This window comes from Pseudomonas sp. CH61, from assembly GCF_059429415.1.
The window spans coordinates 832,484-848,309 of the sequence record NZ_CM182098.1 but is presented as its reverse complement, the minus strand read 5'-3'; the positions used below and the strand labels follow the sequence as shown (position 1 = coordinate 848,309).

Genomic DNA, 15,826 nt, shown 5'->3' with positions numbered 1-15,826 from the left:
AAACCCGGACACTGTCCGGGTTTTTTATGCGCGCTTGAAACTTACTCAGCCGCAGGCTCTGCCGGCTTACGACGCTTGAGCGGCGCCATGCCGTCGCTGCTTACCAACGAGTCCGGTTTCGGACGGTTGGCGCTCTTGCGCTTGGTTGGCGTCTTGGCAGCGGTTTTCTTCTTGTCGCCCTTGGCGTCAGTCTTTTTCTTCTTCACGCCAACGGCTTTGCCCGAAGCCTTGACCTTTTTCGGTCCGCCGTAGGTGCCTTTGACTTCCTTGATGGTGCGGCGCTCGAAGCTTTGCTTCAGGTAGCGCTCAATGCTCGACATCAGGTTCCAGTCGCCGTGGCAGATCAGCGAGATCGCCAGGCCATCGTTACCGGCACGGCCAGTACGACCGATGCGGTGAACGTATTCGTCGCCGCTGCGGGGCATGTCGAAGTTGATCACCAGATCCAGACCATCGACGTCCAGACCACGGGCCGCGACGTCGGTAGCGACCAGAATCTTCACGCCGCCCTGCTTCAGACGGTCGATCGCCAGTTTGCGATCCTTTTGGTCTTTCTCGCCGTGCAGTACGAACGCTTTGTATTCCTGAGCCACGAGACGGCCGTAGATACGGTCGGCCATGGCGCGAGTGTTGGTGAAGACGATGGCCTTCTGATAGGTCTCGTTGGCCAGCAGCCAGTTCACAATCTGCTCTTTGTGCTGATTGTGGTCGGCAGTAATGATTTGCTGACGGGTGGTCGAGTTCAGCTGGCTGACCGCGTTGAGCTGCAAGTGCTCAGGGTTGTTCAGCACCTTGCCGATCATGTCGCGCAGGCCGGAACCGCCGGTGGTGGCGGAAAACAGCATGGTCTGCTGACGGTTCGGGCATTCGTCAACCAAACGCTGCACGTCTTCGGCGAAACCCATGTCGAGCATGCGGTCGGCTTCGTCGAGCACCAGCACTTCGACTTCTTTGAGGTCGAGGTTGCCGGCGTTGAGTTGCTCGATCATCCGGCCTGGGGTGCCGATGAGGATGTCCGGCACTTTGCGCAGCATCGCTGCCTGGACCTTGAAGTCTTCACCGCCGGTGATCAGGCCGGACTTGATGAAAGTGAACTGCGAAAAGCGCTCAACTTCCTTCAGCGTCTGCTGGGCCAGCTCGCGGGTCGGCAGCAGGATCAGCGTCTTGATGCTGACGCGAACCTTGGCCGGGCCGATCAGGCGATTGAGGATTGGCAGAACGAAAGCGGCGGTTTTGCCGCTACCGGTTTGCGCCGTCACCCGCAGATCACGCCCTTGGAGCGCCAGCGGAATGGCCGCGGCTTGCACAGGCGTCGGCTCGACAAATTTCAGCTCGGCCACAGCTTTAAGCAGGCGTTCGTGCAGGGCGAATTGGGAAAACACGGGTGCTACCTCGAAGATATGCAAAAAAACAGCTGCATAGGTTACCGGTTTCGAGCGCTCAGGCCGAGTTTCTTTATACAAACGGACGTAATCAGTGGCTTTTTTGTTGCTCGATTTGTCTCCAACGGTAATACACGGCGGCTTAAATGCTCTAATCACCCATCGCGTCTTACAGAAGAATCGTTGCTCATATGGATTTCAAACAGCTCTGGCTCAACGCCCAGGACCTCTGGGGCACCCTCGAACAGCATCCACTTTTGCAGGCCGGCCTCGCCCTGACGCTGCTGCTGGTCATCGCGCTGGTGCTCGGACGAGTGGCGCGATACCTGATCCTGCACGCCAGCCGCATGCTCGGCCGCCAGCCGGCGCTGCACTGGATCAATGACTTTCGCCACAACAAGGTGTTTCAGCGTCTGGCGCAGATGACGCCGTCGCTGGTGATACAGTTCGGCCTGCATCTGGTGCCGGAACTGAGCAAAACCGCAATGACCTTCCTCGGCAATGTGGCGTTGTCGTTCACCATCCTGTTCCTGCTGCTCTCGGTCAGCGCCCTGCTCAATGCCCTGCTCGACATCTATGCGCGCACCGAGCATGCACGCACGCGCTCGATCAAAGGCTACGTGCAACTGGCGAAAATGGTCTTGTATGTGTTCGGCGCGATCATCATCGTCGCGACGTTGATCGACCGTTCACCGCTGTTGCTGCTCTCCGGTCTGGGTGCGATGTCGGCGGTGATTCTGTTGGTCTACAAGGACACACTGCTGTCGTTTGTCGCCAGCGTGCAACTGACCAGCAACGACATGCTGCGCGTCGGCGACTGGATCGAGATGCCGCAGGTCGGCGCCGATGGCGACGTGGTCGACATCACTCTGCACACGGTCAAGGTGCAGAATTTTGATAAAACCATCGTCTCGATCCCGACCTGGCGCCTGATGTCCGAGTCGTTCAAGAACTGGCGCGGCATGCAGCAATCCGGCGGACGGCGGATCAAGCGCAGCCTGTTCATCGATGCCAGCGGTGTGCGTTTCATCCGCGATGACGAAGAGGAAAAGCTCTCCCAGGTGCACCTGCTCACCGACTACATGAGCCGCAAGAAAGCCGAACTCAAGGCGTGGAACGAGGCGCAGGGCAATGTCGCGGCAATGTCAGCCAACCGCCGACGCATGACCAATATCGGCACGTTTCGCGCCTACGCACTGGCGTATCTGAAGAGCCATCCGGAGATTCAGCCGAACATGACCTGTATGGTGCGGCAGATGCAGACCACGGCGCAGGGTATTCCGCTGGAGATTTACTGCTTCACCCGCACCACGGTGTGGGCCGATTACGAACGGATTCAGGGGGATATTTTCGATTATCTGCTGGCGGTGTTGCCGGAGTTTGGGCTGAGCCTGTATCAGCAGCCGAGTGGCGGGGATTTGCGCTCTGGCCTGTTGCCGGCGGTGCTCGGCGCGGCGAGCATTCCCGAACCACAGAAACACCTCATGTAACCCCACCGATCAAAACTGTAGGAGTGAGCCTGCTCGCGATAGCGGTGTATCAGACAAATCCATATTGACTGATACACCGCTATCGCGAGCAGGCTCACTCCTACAGGGGGTTATGCAGTGACCGGGGATTTGCGGATGCCCAACCGGCTGATCCATACAGCGGCAAGGATGACGCTGCCACCGAGGAACAATCTTCCAAGCTCCTCATGCTGATTCCAGATCAGCAGATTCAGCAGCAACCCCACCGGCACATGCAGATTGTTCATCACCGCCAGCGTGCCGCCGTTGACCATGCACGCGCCCTTGTTCCACCAATACATGCCCAGCGCGGTCGAGACCAGGCCGAGGAACAGCAACACGCCCCATTGCAGCGGCGCTTCCGGAAGGAAGTTGGCTTTGCCGAACATCAGGAATGCCGGCAGCACCACCGCCAGCGCGCCGAGATAGAAGAAGCCGAAACGCCGGTAATGCGGCAGGTCGCTCGGGTGCTTGGCCACCAGATGCTTGTACATCACTTGGCCGGCGGCGTAGGTGAAGTTGGCCAGTTGCAGCAGCAGGAAGCCCATGAAGAAATCCGGACTGACGCTGTCGAAGCGAATCACCGCCGCCCCGCCCACTGCGACCAGCGCAGCGATCAGTGCCCACGGATTGAAGCGCCGGTTCAGCGCGTCTTCGATCAGCGTCACATGCAGCGGCGTGAGGATGGTGAACAGCAACACTTCCGGCACCGTCAGCACGCGGAAGCTGAGATACAGACAGACGTAGGTCACGCCGAACTGCAACGCGCCGATCACCAGCATGCCGCGCATGAACGAAGGTTCCACCGACCGCCAGCGGGTCAACGGAATGAACACCAGCCCCGCCAGCACGACGCGCACCAGCACCGCGAAATAACTGTCGACGTGACCGGCCAGGTATTCGCCGATCAGACTGAAGGAAAACGCCTGGATCAGCGTGACAAAAAGTAGATAGCCCATGCTCGCCTCGAAATCGAATGGCGGCGACGATAGCGGTTTTTGCGCAAGACCGCGAACCCTCCAACAACACAAATCCCCTGTAGGAGTGAGCCTGCTCGCGATAGCGGTTGTTCAGACACATCAGCATTGACTGACACACCGCTATCGCGAGCAGGCTCACTCCTACAGGGATCTACGTCGTTCTGTGAATCACAGGCAAAAAAAAGCCCGATCTCGCTAATGCGTTCAATCGGGCTACAGCACTCAGGAGCAACAAGTGCAAAGGGAGGTTCGATGCGCGTAGAGCCTTGAAGGGGTTGCGCCAGGTCACTTAAACAATCGGCGATTATCTGGCGATTAACATATCAAGCGACCTGGGAGAGCTTGGCGTTGGCCTGATTCAGGCCCTTCTCCTGGAAGTCGCCACCGAGGTTCATGCCTTCCGCGTGAATGAATGTCACGTCGTTGATGCCGATGAAACCCATGACCTGACGCAGGTACGGTTCCTGATGATCCGCCGGGCCGCCGGCGTAGATGCCGCCGCGAGCGGTGAGCACGTAGGCACGTTTGCCGCTGAGCAGGCCTTGCGGGCCGGTTTCGGTGTACTTGAAGGTCACGCCGGCACGCAGCACATGGTCGAGCCAGGCCTTGAGGGTGCTCGGGATGGCGAAGTTGTACATCGGCGCTGCCATCACCAGCACGTCGGCGGCGAGCAGTTCATCAGTCAGTTCGTTGGAGCGGTCCAGCGACGCTTGCTCGATGGCGTTGCGCTGCTCCGCAGGTTTCATCCAGCCGCCCAACAGGTTGCTGTCCAGGTGTGGCACCGGGTTCGTGGCGAGGTCACGTACGGTGATCTGATCGGCAGGGTGCGCCGCTTTCCACTGACTGATGAAGGTCTGGGTCAGTTGACGGGATACCGAGTCTTGCTGGCGGGCGCTGCTTTCGATGATCAGAACGCGGGACATGGTGTGTAGCCTCCATCCGAGAATGTTGTAGGTCGATGGAGTGAAGGTTAAACAGAGTCTAATCGATGAAAAAGCGCAAATAATTGCTGCAAAGTATCGAATAATTCGTTTAGATGCTGTTGCATACCCCTGTAGGAGTGAGCCTGCTCGCGATAGCGGTGTGTCAGTTAACACAGATGTATATGACACACCGCTATCGCGAGCAGGCTCACTCCTACAGGGGATCGGTATTATTTCGGGGTGCAGCTCAGTTTGATGCGCAGCTTGATGATCTCGCGGGTGAACTTGGCCGTGGCGTTTTTGTGTTTGCCGGCCGGTACATCGATCGTGCGGGTGCGTGGTGCTTCCGGGCCATTGCTGAACACCGCTTTGCACGTCGCATCGACATCACCGTAGTTGGCCACCCGAATCGAGCCGATGTCGTTATCGGTGTCGAAGGTCTCGTAATCGATCTTCATGCCGTTGAGGTCTTTCTGCACATCGATCGGGTACGCAAAAGCAGTCAGCGGAAGCAGCGCCAGCAGCACACAACAGAATTTTTTCATTCGGCAGTCTCCATGAGGGACGGCCAGCTTAGGACAAGAGGAGCTATTGATGAAAGCGCCCCGCGTGACCCTTGATCAATGGCGAACATTGCAGGCCGTGGTCGACCACGGCGGATTCGCCCAGGCCGCCGAGGCCTTGCACCGTTCGCAATCGTCGGTGAGTTACACCGTCGCCCGCATGCAGGACCAGCTCGGCGTGCCGTTGCTGCGCATCGACGGGCGCAAAGCCGTGCTCACCGAAGCCGGTGGCGTATTGCTGCGCCGTTCGCGGCAACTGGTGAAACAGGCCAGTCAACTGGAAGACCTTGCCCATCACATGGAGCAAGGTTGGGAAGCCGAGGTGCGGCTGGTGGTTGACGCTGCTTACCCGAGTGCGCGCATCGTCCGCGCGTTGACCGCGTTCATGCCGCAGAGTCGCGGCTGCCGCGTGCGTCTGCGTGAGGAGGTATTGTCGGGGGTCGAGGAAGTGCTGCTCGAAGGCGTGGCTGATCTGGCCATCACCGGTCTGAGCATTCCCGGTTACCTTGGTGCGGAACTGAGCGACGTCGAGTTCGTCGCTGTCGCCCACCCCGATCACCCGCTGCATCGGCTCAATCGCGAATTGAGCTTTCAGGATCTGGAAACCCAGATGCAAGTGGTGATTCGCGACTCCGGCCGCCAGCAACCACGGGACGTCGGCTGGCTCGGCGCCGAACAGCGCTGGACCGTCGGCAGCCTCGCCACGGCCGCTACGTTTGTCAGCAGCGGGCTCGGTTTTGCCTGGCTGCCCCGGCACATGATCGAGCGGGAACTGAAGGATGGCTCGCTCAAGCTGCTACCGTTGGACAGGGGCGGCAACCGCAACTCCAGTTTCTATCTGTATTCGAACAAGGACAAACCCTTGGGCCCGGCCACGCAAATCCTCATCGAACTGCTGCGTACCTTCGACACCTTGCCGCTGGACGCACCGTTCGCCGCCCCTGAACAAGCCTGACACGGAGTTCACCGATGGCGTATTTCGAGCACGATGGTTGCAACCTGCACTACGAGGAATATGGCCACGGTACGCCGTTGCTACTGGTTCACGGGCTCGGTTCGAGCACGCTGGACTGGGAAATGCAGATCCCGGCACTGGCCGCGCATTACCGGGTGATCGTCCCGGATGTCCGTGGCCACGGGCGCTCGGACAAACCACGCGAGCGCTACAGCATTGCCGGTTTCAGTGCCGACCTGCTGGCGCTGATCGAGCACTTGAACCTCGGCCCGGTACATTACGTCGGACTGTCGATGGGCGGCATGATCGGCTTCCAGTTCGGCGTCGATCATCCGCAAATGCTCAAGAGCCTGACCATCGTCAACAGCGCGCCCGAAGTCAAAATCCGCAGCCGCGACGATTATTGGCAGTGGTTCAAACGCTGGAGCCTGATGCGCGTGCTGAGTCTCGCGACCATTGGCAAAGCCCTCGGCGGCAAACTTTTTCCCAAGCCGGAACAAGCCGATCTGCGGCAGAAAATGGCCAAACGCTGGGCAAAAAACGACAAACGTGCTTATCTCGCCAGCTTCGATGCGATTGTTGGCTGGGGCGTTCAGGAACGACTTTCCCGGGTGACCTGTCCAACGCTCGTCATCAGCGCCGACCGTGATTACACACCGGTGGCACTGAAAGAAACCTATGTAAAACTGCTGCCCGATGCGCGGCTGGTGGTAATCGCCGATTCGCGCCACGCCACCCCGCTCGATCAACCCGAACGCTTCAATCAAACGCTGCTGGAGTTTCTCGCCGCAGCCGATACTCAATCTCAGGATCACTGACCCATGCTGAAAAAACTCGCCCTCGCCGCTGGTACTGTGCTGTTTGCCGCCAACCTGATGGCTGCCACGCCGGCCAAGGCACCGCACGTGCTGCTGGACACCACCAACGGCCAAATCGAAATCGAGCTGGATCCGGTCAAAGCGCCGATCAGTACCAAGAACTTTCTCGATTACGTGAACAGCGGCTTCTACAACAACACGATTTTCCACCGTGTGATCCCGGGCTTCATGGCTCAGGGCGGCGGTTTCACCCAACAGATGCAGCAGAAAGAAACCAAGGCGCCAATCAAGAACGAACACAAAAACGGTCTGGCTAACGTTCGTGGCACCTTGTCCATGGCTCGCACTTCCGTACCTGATTCGGCGACCAGCCAGTTCTTCATCAACGTCAAGGACAACGACTTCCTCGACCAGGGCGATGGCTACGCAGTATTCGGCAAAGTGGTCAAAGGCATGGACGTGGTCGACATCATCGTCAACTCGCCGACCACCACCAAACAAGGCATGCAAAATGTGCCTTCCGACCCTGTGTTCATCAAGTCGGCCAAAGTCATCGACTAAGCTGTACAGGGCGTATCGAGCGGCGCCGGCCTGATCCCGCGCGCCGCTCACACCGATAAAAGGAGAGCCCGTACTCCGGGCGGTTATCTGATGCTCTATCGCCGTTTCGAACAACTGATCGACATATTCCGTGAAGCCCCGACGGCGTCTCCGCCGGACCGCGTTCTCCCCTTCTACACCTATTACCTCAAGCAGGTCTGGCCGAGTTTTGCCGCCCTGCTCGTCGTCGGCCTGTTCGCCGCGCTGATCGAAGTGGCGCTGTTCAGTTACCTGAGCCGCATCATCGACCTGGCCCAAGGCACACCCAACCCGAATTTCTTCAGCGACCACGCCCTCGAACTGACGTGGATGCTGGTGGTTGCCCTGGTGCTGCGACCGATCTTCTTCGGCCTGCACGACTTGCTGGTGCATCAGACCCTGAGCCCAGGCATGACCAGCATGATCCGCTGGCAGAACCACAGCTACGTGCTCAAACAGAGCCTGAATTTCTTCCAGAACGACTTCGCCGGGCGCATCGCCCAACGCATCATGCAGACCGGCAACTCGCTGCGTGATTCGGCGGTGCAAGCGGTCGATGCGCTGTGGCACGTGGTGATCTACGCGATCAGTTCGCTGGTGTTGTTCGCCGAGGCTGACTGGCGCTTGATGATCCCGCTGTTGACGTGGATTGTCGCCTACATCGGCGCGCTGTATTACTTCGTACCGCGGGTGAAAGAGCGCTCGGTGGAAGCCTCCGACGCGCGCTCGAAACTGATGGGCCGCATCGTCGACGGCTACACCAACATCGCCACGCTGAAGCTGTTTGCCCACACCAACTTCGAACAGCATTACGCTAAGGAAGCCATCGAAGAACAGACCGTCAAAGCGCAAATGGCCGGTCGCGTGGTCACCAGCATGGACGTGGCGATCACTGCCATGAACGGCCTGCTGATCGTCGGCACGACCGCGTTGGCGCTGTGGCTGTGGACGCAGTCGTTGATTACCGTCGGCGCAATTGCCCTGGCTACTGGACTGGTGATCCGCATCGTCAACATGTCCGGCTGGATCATGTGGGTGGTCACTGGCATTTTCGAAAACATCGGCATGGTTCAGGACGGTCTGCGCACCATCTCGCAACCGGTCAGCGTCACCGATCACGAGCAAGCCAGACCGCTGGAAGTGGCCCGTGGCGAAGTGCGCTTCGAGCACGTGGATTTTCACTACGGCAAGAAGCGCGGGATCATCGGCGACCTCAACCTGAACATCAAACCGGGCGAGAAAATCGGTTTGATCGGGCCATCAGGTGCCGGCAAATCAACGCTGGTCAACCTGCTGCTGCGCCTGTACGACGTCGAAGGCGGACGGATTATGATCGACGGCCAGAACATCGCCGAAGTCGGTCAGGAAAGCCTGCGCGCGCGGATCGGCATGATCACCCAGGACACCTCGCTGCTGCACCGTTCGATCCGCGACAACTTGCTGTACGGCAAACCCGATGCGACTGATGCCGAGTTGTGGGACGCGGTGCACAAGGCGCGCGCCGATGAGTTCATTCCGCTGTTGTCGGACGCTGAGGGCCGCACCGGTTTCGATGCGCATGTCGGTGAGCGTGGGGTGAAATTGTCCGGTGGTCAGCGTCAGCGCATTGCGATTGCGCGGGTGCTGCTCAAGGACGCGCCAATTTTGATCATGGACGAAGCGACTTCGGCGCTGGATTCGGAAGTCGAGGCAGCGATTCAGGAAAGCCTGGAAACGTTGATGCAGGGGAAAACCGTGATCGCGATTGCGCACCGTCTCTCGACGATCGCGCGCATGGATCGGCTGGTGGTCCTGGAGAACGGCAAGATTGCCGAGAGCGGCACCCATGCTGAATTGCTGGCTCACCGTGGCTTGTATGCACGGCTGTGGGCGCACCAGACCGGGGGGTTTGTCGGCATCGATTGACAGTTCTGCCCAACGCGAAACCTGTCCAAGATCGTTCCCACGCTCTGCGTGGGAATGCAGCCCGTGACGCTCCGCGTCACTGGACGCGGAGCGTCCCTTGAAGCATTCCCACGCAGAGCGTGGGAACGATCACCGCCACAACCCGCCAACCACGGGCGCTGGCGGTTTTTTTGTGGCCGCTGGAAATCCACCAAAAGCCTGCTGTACTCAGCCAAGGTTCCGGAAGGGAGCCTGTCGTAAGTCTGCAAGGATGCACAACGCGATGCAGTCTCGATAGCAGGGCTATCAAGGACGCCTCTCATGTCTCTGTTCAAACGTTCAGTCACTGAGTTGTTGGGTACGTTCTGGTTGGTATTGGGTGGTTGCGGCAGCGCGGTGATCGCCGCGTCTTCACCACTGGGAATCGGGGTGCTGGGGGTGGCCCTGGCGTTTGGTCTGACGGTGCTGACCATGGCATTCGCCATTGGCCACATCAGCGGCTGTCACCTCAACCCGGCCGTCTCGGTCGGTCTGTTCGTCGGCGGTCGGTTTCCGGCCAAGGAGTTACCCGCTTACATCATTGCCCAAGTGCTCGGCGCGATTCTCGCGGCGGCGCTGATCGCCCACATCGCCAGCGGCAAGGAGGGCTTCGACATCGCCACAGGCCTGGCATCCAACGGTTATGGTGAGCATTCGCCAGGCAAGTACTCGATGGCGGCGGGGTTTGTCACTGAGTTCGTGATGACCGCGATGTTTGTGATCATCATCCTCGGCGCCACCGATAAACGCGCACCACCCGGGCTGGCACCCATCGCCATCGGCCTGGGCCTGACGTTGATCCACCTGATCTCGATTCCCGTCACCAACACCTCGGTGAACCCGGCACGCAGCACCGGGCCGGCGCTGATGGTCGGCGGCTGGGCGATTGCGCAGCTGTGGATGTTCTGGGTCGCACCGCTGATTGGCGCGGTGGTCGGTGGCGGGATCTATCGATGGCTGGGCAAGGAAGAAACCTGAGGGCGTATGAAATCCCTTTGTGGGAGCGAGCCTGCTCGCGAAGACATTGTGTCAGTAACGTATATGTCGTCTGACACGACGCCTTCGCGAGCAGGCTCGCTCCCACAGGGACTTATGTTTGGCGATAGGGCAAGGCTGTTTTTGCTTCTTCGGCGTAGGCGAGGATGCCGGCCCGTTCCTGTTGCAGGAAATCCTTCACCGCTGCTTTCAGCCCCGGATGCAGCAAGTAGTGCCACGAGTGGGTGATCACCGGTTCGAACCCGCGAATCAGCTTGTGCTCGCCTTGGGCGCCAGCGTCGAAACGCTGAAAACCCTGGGCAATCGCATAATCCATCCCCTGATAAAAACAGGTCTCGAAGTGCAGTCGATCAAACTCCGCCAGACACCCCCAATAGCGGCCGTAGAAACTGTCGCCCCCGACCAGACTGAAGGCCATCGCCACCGGCCGTGAGCCCTGTTTCGCCAGCACCACGCGAATCGCCTCGGGCATGCGCTCGGCCAGCAGACTGAAAAACTCCCGCGTCAAATACGGCGTCTGGCGCCTGACCGCATAGGTATTGGCATAGCAGGCGTAGACAAAATCCCACTGTGCCTCGTCCAGCTTCCGCCCTTCCAGCCATTCAAACTCAAAGCCCTGCCCCGCCACCTGCTCGCGCTCCTTGCGCATCTGCTTGCGCTTGCGCGAACTGAGCACGTCGAGGAAATCCTGAAAGTCGCGATAACCGCGATTCTGCCAGTGATATTGACAGCCAATGCGTTGCAGCCAGCCCGGCTGTTCGGCCATCGCAGCATCGGTGAAAGCGTCGGTGAAATTGATGTGCGCGCTGGAAAGCCCTTCGATCTCCAGGTAGCCCGGCAGGCTCTTGAGCAGTTCGAAACCGTCTTCGACATTGGCCGCCAACAAGCGCGGGCCGCTGACCGGACTGAATGGCACAGCGGTCAACAGCTTGGGGTAGTAATCGATGCCGGCGCGGGCGCAGGCGTCGGCCCAGCCGTGATCGAACACGTACTCGCCGTAGGAATGCCACTTGCGATAACTGGGTAACGCGGCGATCAGACGCCCCTCTTCGATGTGCAGCAAATGCTCAGGTTGCCAGCCGGTGTGAGGGCCAACGCTGCCGCTGTCTTCCAGCGCACTGAGAAAGGCATGGCGCAAAAATGGCTGGCTTTCAGGCACTAGCGCATCCCAGCTTGCCGGGGCAATTTCCGACAGGTTTTGCAGGCGTTGCAACGGCATCAACAAGCTCTCCACAACAGGACTTCAGCGCCCGGCGAGTATCGCCGATTGCGCGGCATTGCACACCCGCAATCGGCCGACAGCGCTCTAGATCAATAGTTCAGGGCGAATCGATATCGTCATCAACCTGCCATCACTGTGCCACTGCTCTGTCATAAACCATCGCGATACTGGCGCCTGTTTTTAGAGCGCCGGGTTCTACCCGGACACTGTTTTCCGACGCTCGAATCGTCGGTTGTGCCCCGGATGGCTGTGCCATCCCCTCTCATCTTCGGAGATTGCTATGCGTCTTGCTTCCACGAAAACTGCGGCGGCCCTGTGCGGTGGCTTGTTGCTGGCCATGAGTGTTCCGGCCAGTGCTGCAGTCGACGCCAAACTGCTCGACATGCTCAAGGCTAACGGTTCCATTTCCCAGGCGCAGTACATCGAACTGCAAACTGAACTGGCCAAGGATCAGAAGGCTCAGCAAATCGCGCAGCAGGCGCAGCAAGAGACCAACGAACAAGTCGCCGCTGTTGCGAAGAAAACCAACGAACAAAGCGTCTTCGACCAGAAACTCGCCTGGGCGGCCAAGACCCAGTTCAAAGGCGATGTGCGTATCCGTCAGGAAACCATCAAGATCGACGGCGAACCGAACAACGGCGGCCGCGACAAGGATCGTCAGCGCATCCGTGCCCGTCTGGGCGCCTACACCGAGATCAACCCACAGGTCGACACCGGCATCCGTATCGCCACCGGCGGCGGCGACGATGCCCGTTCGACCAACCAGGACCAGGACAACTACTTCGACAAGAAGCAGATCTGGCTCGACCTGGGTTACATCGACTACCACCCGGATCAGATCAAGAACCTGCACATCATCGGCGGCAAAATGCTTCAGCCGTGGGTCAGCATGGGCGACGTGATCTGGGACAGCGACATCAACCCGGAAGGTCTGGCCGTGACCTACAAATACCCGTTGGGCAGCAGCGCCGAACTGTTCGGCAGCCTGGGTAACTACAACCTCAAGGACAACGTTGACGGCGATGGCGTGCAATTCCGTCACGACCTGCGTCTGACCGCTGGCCAGTTGGGTAGCCGCTTCAACATCACCGACAACCTGAAAGTGACTGTGGGCGGCAGTGTCTACGCCTACCAGAACGACGAAGACAGCCGCTGCACCGGCACTTCCACACCGTGTGCGCTGGCGGTCAACGGCAACTCGGCCAACAACGAATTCCGTCTGTATGAAGGGTTCAGCCAGGTCGACATCGGCGGTCTGCCGATGCCACTGTCGTTCTACGGTCAGTACGTGAAGAACAACGACGCCGTGACCGATCAGGACACTGCGTGGCTGTTGGGCGCCAAGTCGAAAGTCTTCGGCCTGAACCTCGATTACAACTATCGTGACGTGCAGCGTAATGCCGTGGTCGGCGCCTTCACCGACTCCGACTTCGCCAACGGCACCACTGGTTCCCGTGGCCACAAGTTCAAGGTCGGTTACGACATCGACAAGAACTTCGCTATCGGTGCCACGTACTTCCTGACCAAGGCCGACTTCGCCAGCCGTACCCAGCGTGACGCTGATGCCAACACCTTGCAGCTGGATGCGGAAGCCAAGTTCTAAGAAAACAGCTACAAGCTTCGAGCGACAAGCTGCAAGTCACCGCTCCCCTTGCGACTTGTCGATCGAAGCTGATTTTCCTGCAGCCCGGTCCAGTTACAGCGATCCCCATCATCCGTTCGCTGGCGCTGTATCGGGCTGTGTTTTTTCACGGGCTATCGTCCCGCCGCTGCGCCGCCAGACGCTCAGCCAGCGCATCCACCCCGTCCTCCGGTTTCTCCGGCATCGCCTTCAAGGTGGCTTGCATCAAACGCATCTGACGAATGAAACGCCGGCAGTTCGGGCAAAACATCAGGTGATGACGCACCATCCACTTTTCACCAAAGCTCAATTGGTCATCGAGATAATCGCTGGAGCGTGCCACTTGCTCCTTGCAGGTCAACATTCTCCGGTCTCCTCAAAATGCTCCACGGTCGCGAAGACTTTCAGCCGCGCACGATGCAGCAGCACACGGACATTGGAGAGCGAGATCTCCAGAAGATTACAGATCTCCTCCAGCTCCAGCCCCTGCCGTTCGCGCAACAGCAAAACACTGCTCTGCAGTTCTGACAGGCTCAGCAGCGTATGCTCCAGGCACTCGCGCAATTCGTCTTCAGTGAGCAGGGCTTCAGGGGTGTCCTGGTGCCAGGCGAACGGGGCGACCAGCCAATGGCCGTCACCGGGAGAAAAGCGGTCGTCATCGATGGTGCCATGGGGCGATGGCAAATCATCCATCAACACTTCCCGGCGATTTTGCTTGTAGCGACTTTTTGCCGAGTTGGCAGTGATGGTCAACAGCCAGGTCTTGAGACTGGAACGCCCCTCGAAGCTGGCGATATGGCGCACCACGGAAAGCCAGGCGTCCTGCACCACTTCTTCGACATGGCGCTGCCCGACAATCGCATACGCTACGGCGCGCATGGCGCTCTGATACGTCGTCACCAGTTCCTTGAAAGCCTGTTGCTCACCGGCCAGCAGGCGCGCAAGCAGTTGGGTGTCGTCAGCCGCCATCCAAAAATTTCCTTGTGCCGATTTCGAAAATGACGACGGCAGGTCCTCACCTGCCGCCATTTCCGAAAAATTACAGCGTTTGAGCCGATTCGGATGTAGGAAAGGTCGGCGCGATTAAGAGGAAATTAAACCTCTTTTCAACGCTTGCGCAGAATCACGCTGCCGATCGAATAGCCAGCACCGAACGAACTCAACACCGCCAGCGAACCGGCAGCCAGATCGTCCTGATATTTGTGGAAAGCAATCACCGAACCTGCGGAGCTGGTGTTGGCGTAGGTGTCGAGAATCACCGGCGCTTCTTCTTCGGTGGCGTCACGGCCCAGCAGCTTGCGCACGATCAGGTGGTTCATGCTCAGGTTGGCCTGATGCAGCCAGAAGCGCTTCACGTCGCCGACGTTGAGCTGGTTCTCTTGCAGATGCTCACCGATCAGCTCGGCAACCATCGGGCAGACATCCTTGAACACCTTGCGGCCTTCCTGCACGAACAGCTTGTCGCGTGCACCGACGCCCTCTTCAGCCGCGCGGTTGAGGAAGCCGAAGTTGTTGCGGATGTTATTGGAGAACTTGGTCAGCAGTTTGGTGCTGACTACATCGAACTGGTGCTTGGACGTCGCGGTGTCAGCACGCTCGATGATCACCGCAGTCGCGGCATCGCCGAAGATGAAGTGGCTGTCGCGGTCGCGGAAGTTCAGGTGACCGGTGCAGACTTCCGGGTTGACCATCAGGATCGCCCGGGCCTGGCCCAGTTGCACGCTGTTGGCCGCGGCCTGAATGCCGAAGGTCGCCGAGGAGCAAGCGACGTTCATGTCGAAACCGAAACCCTGAATGCCCAGAGCTTCCTGGACTTCGATGGCGATGGCCGGGTAGGCACGTTGCAGGTTGGAGCAGGCGACGATCACGCCGTCGATGTCAGCGGCGGTTTTGCCGGCGCGTTGCAGGGCCTGTTCGGCAGCGCCGATGGCCATCTGGCAGAGCACCGACCATTCGTCGTTGGAACGCTCTGGCAGGCGCGGGGCCATGCGTTGTGGATCGAGGATGCCGTCCTTGTCCATGACAAAGCGGCTCTTGATGCCGGAAGCCTTTTCGATAAACGCAGCGCTGGATTCGGTCAGGGCCTGGACTTCGCCGCTGGCGATCGCGTCGGCGTTGTCGGCGTTGAACTGGGCGACGTAGGTATTGAAAGACTGCACCAGCTCTTCGTTGGAGATGCTGTTGGCCGGGGTGTACAGGCCGGTGCCGCTGATGACGACGTTATGCATGGTCGTTTCTCTAATCTGTTCAGGCAGAAAGTGCTGGAACCGTCGTACCAACACACAAAGGGTCTATTCCCATCCGGGGGACGCAAACCTGGCATCGCTTTATTCCGTCGCGCGACCTGGCCGAAGGC

Annotated in this window: 15 protein-coding genes; 7 read left to right on the top strand and 8 right to left on the bottom strand. The window is 59.2% G+C overall.

Annotation, left to right across the window (positions count from 1 at the left end):
* Positions 1–41 precede the first annotated feature (41 nt).
* Complete coding sequence (locus AC5SEM_RS03910) at positions 42–1,382, bottom strand: DEAD/DEAH box helicase (RefSeq protein ID WP_007914470.1); 1,341 nt, start codon at positions 1,380–1,382, stop codon at positions 42–44.
* Between the two features lie 191 nt (positions 1,383–1,573).
* Between AC5SEM_RS03910 and AC5SEM_RS03905 the strand changes: the two genes are divergently transcribed.
* Complete coding sequence (locus AC5SEM_RS03905; RefSeq protein WP_116028895.1) at positions 1,574–2,872, top strand: mechanosensitive ion channel family protein; 1,299 nt, start codon at positions 1,574–1,576, stop codon at positions 2,870–2,872.
* A 110-nt stretch (positions 2,873–2,982) separates the two neighbouring features.
* Here AC5SEM_RS03905 and AC5SEM_RS03900 read toward each other — a convergent pair whose 3' ends face one another.
* From AC5SEM_RS03900 to AC5SEM_RS03890, 3 genes are all read right to left on the bottom strand, one after another.
* Positions 2,983–3,849 (bottom strand): carboxylate/amino acid/amine transporter, encoded by an 867-nt coding sequence (locus AC5SEM_RS03900; RefSeq protein ID WP_495472219.1) that lies wholly within the window; start codon positions 3,847–3,849, stop codon positions 2,983–2,985.
* Positions 3,850–4,193: 344 nt separating this feature from the next.
* Complete coding sequence (locus AC5SEM_RS03895) at positions 4,194–4,793, bottom strand: FMN-dependent NADH-azoreductase (RefSeq protein ID WP_495472218.1); 600 nt, start codon at positions 4,791–4,793, stop codon at positions 4,194–4,196.
* A gap of 230 nt (positions 4,794–5,023) precedes the next feature.
* The gene (locus AC5SEM_RS03890) at positions 5,024–5,338 is read right to left on the bottom strand and encodes a 3-phosphoglycerate kinase (protein ID WP_495472217.1); all 315 of its coding nucleotides are present in this window, start codon (positions 5,336–5,338) and stop codon (positions 5,024–5,026) included.
* Between the two features lie 49 nt (positions 5,339–5,387).
* Here AC5SEM_RS03890 and AC5SEM_RS03885 point away from each other — a divergent pair, with 49 nt between their 5' ends.
* The 5 genes from AC5SEM_RS03885 to aqpZ all read left to right on the top strand — a co-directional run bounded on the left by AC5SEM_RS03885 (position 5,388) and on the right by aqpZ (position 10,609).
* Positions 5,388–6,311 carry a PA3225 family LysR-type transcriptional regulator gene (locus AC5SEM_RS03885; protein ID WP_007914443.1) on the top strand — a complete coding sequence of 308 codons (924 nt, stop codon included), beginning with the start codon at positions 5,388–5,390 and terminating at the stop codon, positions 6,309–6,311.
* 14 nt (positions 6,312–6,325) lie between these two features.
* Positions 6,326–7,129, top strand: a complete 804-nt coding sequence (locus tag AC5SEM_RS03880) for an alpha/beta fold hydrolase (RefSeq protein ID WP_495472216.1) — start codon at positions 6,326–6,328, stop codon at positions 7,127–7,129.
* Between the two features lie 3 nt (positions 7,130–7,132).
* Positions 7,133–7,690: a peptidylprolyl isomerase gene (locus AC5SEM_RS03875; RefSeq protein ID WP_495472215.1), complete on the top strand. Its 558-nt coding sequence runs from the start codon at positions 7,133–7,135 to the stop codon at positions 7,688–7,690.
* A 90-nt stretch (positions 7,691–7,780) separates the two neighbouring features.
* Positions 7,781–9,613 carry an ABC transporter ATP-binding protein gene (locus tag AC5SEM_RS03870; protein WP_077571575.1) on the top strand — a complete coding sequence of 611 codons (1,833 nt, stop codon included), beginning with the start codon at positions 7,781–7,783 and terminating at the stop codon, positions 9,611–9,613.
* A 300-nt stretch (positions 9,614–9,913) separates the two neighbouring features.
* Positions 9,914–10,609 carry an aquaporin Z gene (gene aqpZ / locus AC5SEM_RS03865; RefSeq protein WP_077571574.1) on the top strand — a complete coding sequence of 232 codons (696 nt, stop codon included), beginning with the start codon at positions 9,914–9,916 and terminating at the stop codon, positions 10,607–10,609.
* 112 nt (positions 10,610–10,721) lie between these two features.
* Here the strand turns inward: aqpZ and AC5SEM_RS03860 are convergent, their stop codons facing one another.
* The gene (locus tag AC5SEM_RS03860; protein ID WP_495472214.1) at positions 10,722–11,846 is read right to left on the bottom strand and encodes a GNAT family N-acetyltransferase; all 1,125 of its coding nucleotides are present in this window, start codon (positions 11,844–11,846) and stop codon (positions 10,722–10,724) included.
* A gap of 283 nt (positions 11,847–12,129) precedes the next feature.
* Here AC5SEM_RS03860 and AC5SEM_RS03855 point away from each other — a divergent pair, with 283 nt between their 5' ends.
* The gene (locus AC5SEM_RS03855) at positions 12,130–13,452 is read left to right on the top strand and encodes a putative porin (RefSeq protein WP_311886132.1); all 1,323 of its coding nucleotides are present in this window, start codon (positions 12,130–12,132) and stop codon (positions 13,450–13,452) included.
* A 145-nt stretch (positions 13,453–13,597) separates the two neighbouring features.
* Here AC5SEM_RS03855 and AC5SEM_RS03850 read toward each other — a convergent pair whose 3' ends face one another.
* From AC5SEM_RS03850 to AC5SEM_RS03840, 3 genes are all read right to left on the bottom strand, one after another.
* Positions 13,598–13,834 (bottom strand): anti-sigma factor family protein, encoded by a 237-nt coding sequence (locus tag AC5SEM_RS03850; RefSeq protein WP_077571571.1) that lies wholly within the window; start codon positions 13,832–13,834, stop codon positions 13,598–13,600.
* Complete coding sequence (locus tag AC5SEM_RS03845; RefSeq protein WP_077571570.1) at positions 13,828–14,439, bottom strand: RNA polymerase sigma factor; 612 nt, start codon at positions 14,437–14,439, stop codon at positions 13,828–13,830. The genes AC5SEM_RS03850 and AC5SEM_RS03845 overlap by 7 nt, the downstream gene beginning before the upstream one ends.
* 137 nt (positions 14,440–14,576) lie before the next feature.
* Entirely contained in the window at positions 14,577–15,698 is a 1,122-nt protein-coding gene (locus AC5SEM_RS03840; protein WP_495472213.1) for a beta-ketoacyl-ACP synthase III, read from the bottom strand.
* Between the last annotated feature and the right edge of the window lie 128 nt (positions 15,699–15,826).

Coding starts and splice junctions, on each gene's coding strand:
- AC5SEM_RS03905 (WP_116028895.1), top strand. CDS start 1,574: ATGGATTTCAAACAGCTCTGGCTCAACGCCCAGGACCTCTGGGGCACC.
- AC5SEM_RS03900 (WP_495472219.1), bottom strand. CDS start 3,849: ATGGGCTATCTACTTTTTGTCACGCTGATCCAGGCGTTTTCCTTCAGT.
- AC5SEM_RS03895 (WP_495472218.1), bottom strand. CDS start 4,793: ATGTCCCGCGTTCTGATCATCGAAAGCAGCGCCCGCCAGCAAGACTCG.
- AC5SEM_RS03890 (WP_495472217.1), bottom strand. CDS start 5,338: ATGAAAAAATTCTGTTGTGTGCTGCTGGCGCTGCTTCCGCTGACTGCT.
- AC5SEM_RS03885 (WP_007914443.1), top strand. CDS start 5,388: ATGAAAGCGCCCCGCGTGACCCTTGATCAATGGCGAACATTGCAGGCC.
- AC5SEM_RS03880 (WP_495472216.1), top strand. CDS start 6,326: ATGGCGTATTTCGAGCACGATGGTTGCAACCTGCACTACGAGGAATAT.
- AC5SEM_RS03875 (WP_495472215.1), top strand. CDS start 7,133: ATGCTGAAAAAACTCGCCCTCGCCGCTGGTACTGTGCTGTTTGCCGCC.
- AC5SEM_RS03870 (WP_077571575.1), top strand. CDS start 7,781: ATGCTCTATCGCCGTTTCGAACAACTGATCGACATATTCCGTGAAGCC.
- aqpZ (WP_077571574.1), top strand. CDS start 9,914: ATGTCTCTGTTCAAACGTTCAGTCACTGAGTTGTTGGGTACGTTCTGG.
- AC5SEM_RS03860 (WP_495472214.1), bottom strand. CDS start 11,846: ATGCCGTTGCAACGCCTGCAAAACCTGTCGGAAATTGCCCCGGCAAGC.
- AC5SEM_RS03855 (WP_311886132.1), top strand. CDS start 12,130: ATGCGTCTTGCTTCCACGAAAACTGCGGCGGCCCTGTGCGGTGGCTTG.
- AC5SEM_RS03850 (WP_077571571.1), bottom strand. CDS start 13,834: ATGTTGACCTGCAAGGAGCAAGTGGCACGCTCCAGCGATTATCTCGAT.
- AC5SEM_RS03845 (WP_077571570.1), bottom strand. CDS start 14,439: ATGGCGGCTGACGACACCCAACTGCTTGCGCGCCTGCTGGCCGGTGAG.
- AC5SEM_RS03840 (WP_495472213.1), bottom strand. CDS start 15,698: ATGCATAACGTCGTCATCAGCGGCACCGGCCTGTACACCCCGGCCAAC.